The organism is Hydrogenophaga sp. (assembly GCF_018780075.1).
Lineage (GTDB): Bacteria > Pseudomonadota > Gammaproteobacteria > Burkholderiales > Burkholderiaceae_C > Hydrogenophaga.
In genome coordinates, this window is record NZ_JADMKB010000030.1 from 1 (window position 1) to 2,484 (window position 2,484).

At 68.4% G+C, this 2,484-nt stretch carries 3 protein-coding genes; all 3 read left to right on the forward strand.

The genetic code is table 11. The features are described from left to right. The coding region (locus IV088_RS07000; protein WP_291099656.1) for an SDR family oxidoreductase at positions 1–561 on the forward strand (561 nt) is incomplete at its 5' end. Between the two features lie 50 nt (positions 562–611). Continuing rightward, entirely contained in the window at positions 612–1,688 is a 1,077-nt protein-coding gene (locus IV088_RS07005; protein WP_291099659.1) for an alkene reductase, read from the forward strand. Positions 1,689–1,701: 13 nt separating this feature from the next. Next, positions 1,702–2,484, forward strand: a 783-nt coding sequence (locus IV088_RS07010; RefSeq protein ID WP_291099662.1) for an alpha/beta hydrolase, incomplete at its 3' end; no start/stop codon positions are given.

The following is a 2,484-nucleotide window of genomic DNA, read 5'->3' on the forward strand; positions in this document are numbered from 1 at the left end:
CAGGCCCTGCAGCTCGACGTCACCCAGCCCGATCAGATCGCCGCCGCGGTCCGGCAGGCCGGCGATGTGACCCTGCTGATCAACAACGCGGGCATTGCCCAGCCTGGCGGCTTTCTGGCGGAGGACAGCGACGCGGTGGCCCGCCGCCTCTTCGAGACCAACTTCTTCGGCGTGCTGAACATGAGCAAGGCCTTTGCGCCCGTGCTCAAGGCCAACGGCGGCGGCGCACTGCTCAATGTGCTGTCGGTGGCCTCGTGGGTCAATGGCGGCGAACTGGCCGCCTATTCGGCCAGCAAGTCGGCGGCGTGGTCCCTGACCAACGCCCTGCGCCACGAGCTGGCCGGGCAGAACACCCAGGTGCTGGGCCTGCACATGGCGTACGTCGACACCGACCTCACGCGGGGCTTTGAAGTGCCCAAGAGCAGCGCCGAAGACATCGTGCAGCGCGCGCTGGACGGGCTGGCCGCGGGCGCCGACGAGGTGCTGGCCGACGGCCTGACCGAACAGGTCCGCCAGGGCCTGACGGCGCCGCGCCCGAGCTACATGCCCCAGGGCCACTGAACCCGGCCCGGACCATCCGCCCCCCCCACCCCCCGAACAGAAAGACCGCCATGCTCTTCACCCCACTCACCGCGCCGTCCCTGCAACTCAACAACCGCATCGTCATGGCACCCATGACGAGACACCGCGCCGTGGAGCACAACACGCCCAATGCGCTGATGGCCGAGTACTACGGCCAGCGCGCCACGGCCGGGCTGATCGTCACCGAGGGCACCTCGCCGTCGCCCAACGGCCTGGGCTACGCCCGCATTCCGGGCCTGTTCACCGAAGCGCATGTGCAGGGCTGGAAGCAGGTGACGGACGCCGTGCACGCCCGCGGCGGCAAGATCTTCGTCCAGCTGATGCACACCGGGCGCGTGAGCCATGTGGCCAACCTGCCCGCCGGGGCCGACGTGCTGGGGCCGACGGCCGAGGTCTGCCCCGGTCAGATGCACACCGACGCCCAGGGCATGCAGCCGCACAGCGCCCCCCGCGCCATGACCGAAGCCGACATCGCCCAGGCCGTGGCGGAGTACGCCCGCGCGGCCCAACTGGCCATCGAGGCGGGGTTCGACGGCGTCGAACTGCACGCCGCTAACGGCTACCTGATCGAGCAGTTCCTGAACGCCAACGTGAACCACCGCAGCGACGCGTATGGGGGCAGCATCCAGGGCCGCAACCGCTTTGCGCTGGAGGTGGCCCGCGCCACGGTCGCTGCCATCGGTGCTGAGCGCGTGGGCATCCGGCTCTCGCCCTACGGCGTGCTCAACGGAACGGGCGCGAGCCCCGACCTCGAGGCGCAATACCTGGCCCTCACCGAAGCGCTGTCGCAGCTGGGCATCCTGTACCTGCACCTGCTGGACCACTCGGCCCTGGGCGCGCCGCCCGTGCCCGCCGAATTCAAGTTCCGCCTTCGCGTGGCGTTCCATGGCGTGTTCATCCTGGCCGGTGGCTTCGATCGGGCCAGTGCCGAGAGCGCACTCCATGCGGGTCACGCAAACCTCATTGCCTTTGCCCGCCCCTTCATCGCCAACCCCGATCTGGTGGAGCGCATGCAAAGCAAAGCGGCTCTGAACCCGGTGGACATGGCGACGTTCTACACACCGGGCCCCCAGGGCTACACCGACTACCCAGCGCTCAGCGCCTGATCGGAGACCCACCATGAAAAACCTGCTCACCACCTTTGCCCTCGGCCTTGCCCTGTCCACGCCCCTGTACCCGCTCACGGCGGGAGCGGCGGAGCCTGCCGCCACGGGCGCTGCCCCAAGCCAGCCGTCGATGACACTGAAGTCCGAGCTGTCCTGGAAAACCGTACCGACCCAGACCATCACGGCCGGTGGCGTGGACTACACCTACCGCGAGATGGGCCAGCACAACGGCGGCACACCGATCGTGTTCCTGGTGCACCTGGCCGCCGTCCTCGACAACTGGGACCCGCGCATCATGGACGGCATCGCGGCCAGGCACCACGTGATCGCGTTCAACAACCGCGGCATCGGCTCCAGCAGCGGTTCACCGGCCAATTCGATGGAGCAGATGGCGGACGACGCCATCACCTTCATCCAGGCCAAGGGCTTCCAGCAGGTGGACCTGCTGGGCTTCTCGTTGGGCGGCATGGTGGCACAGGAAGTCGTGCTCAAGGAGCCGCAACTCGTCCGCAAGATGGTCCTGGCCGGCACCGGCCCTGCCGGGGGCGAGGGCATCAGCACCGTGGCGGGGGTGACCTTCTACGACATCCTCCGGGGCTTCTTCACCGGACAGGATCCGAAGCAGTTCCTGTTCTTCACGCGAACACCCAGTGGCATTGAAGCCGGCAAGGCCTTCCTGGCGCGGCTGCAGGAGCGCACCGAGAACCGTGACAAGGAGATCACGAACAGCGCGTTCCTTGCCCAGCTGGCGGCGCTGCGCGACTGGGGGAACAAGGCCCCGGCCGATCTCTCGGTG